This window comes from Lujinxingia vulgaris (assembly GCF_007997015.1).
GTDB classification, from domain to species: Bacteria; Myxococcota_A; Bradymonadia; order Bradymonadales; family Bradymonadaceae; genus Lujinxingia; species Lujinxingia vulgaris.
Map to the genome: position 1 here is coordinate 1 of NZ_VOSM01000066.1, position 605 is coordinate 605.

The window sequence follows — 605 nt, forward strand, 5'->3', positions numbered from 1 at the left end:
CGGCCATCATCATGCTGGTGGTGCCCCTGGCGGTGACCGGCGCGCTTCTGGCGCTCTGGCTGACCGGCATGTCGATCAACATTTACAGCCAGATCGGGGCGATCCTGCTGATCGGCCTGATGGCGAAGAACGGCATCCTGATCGTGGAGTTCGCCAACCAGCTGCGTGACGAGGGGCGCTCCGTTCGCGAATCCATTGTCGAAGGCTCGGTCCTGCGCTTCCGGCCCATCCTGATGACGGCGATCTCGACGGTGGTGGGGGCGGTTCCTCTGGTCCTGTCCACGGGCGCCGGAGCTGAAAGCCGCGGCGCCATCGGCGTGGTGGTGATCGGCGGCCTGGTCCTGGCCACCCTGCTGACCCTCTTCGTGGTCCCCGTGCTCTATGACCTGCTGGCGCGCTTCACCACTTCACGCAATGCCGTGGCAAAGCAGCTGGAAGCACAGAGCGAGAGCGTCACGGCTACCCCCCGGGAAGAGGGGCACCCGGCCGAATAGGCCGGGTGTAGCCGTGCTTCTGCCAGAACTCAGGCGGCCGTGCCGCCCACGGTGATGGAATCGACCAGCAAGCTTGGCTGGCCGACGCCCACGGGTACACCCTGGCCCTCC

At 66.6% G+C, this 605-nt stretch carries 1 protein-coding gene; it reads left to right on the forward strand.

The annotated features are described in order from the left end of the window. Positions 1-494: efflux RND transporter permease subunit (locus FRC98_RS20910; RefSeq protein WP_146983510.1), on the forward strand; the 494-nt coding region annotated here is incomplete at its 5' end. Positions 495-605 lie beyond the last annotated feature (111 nt).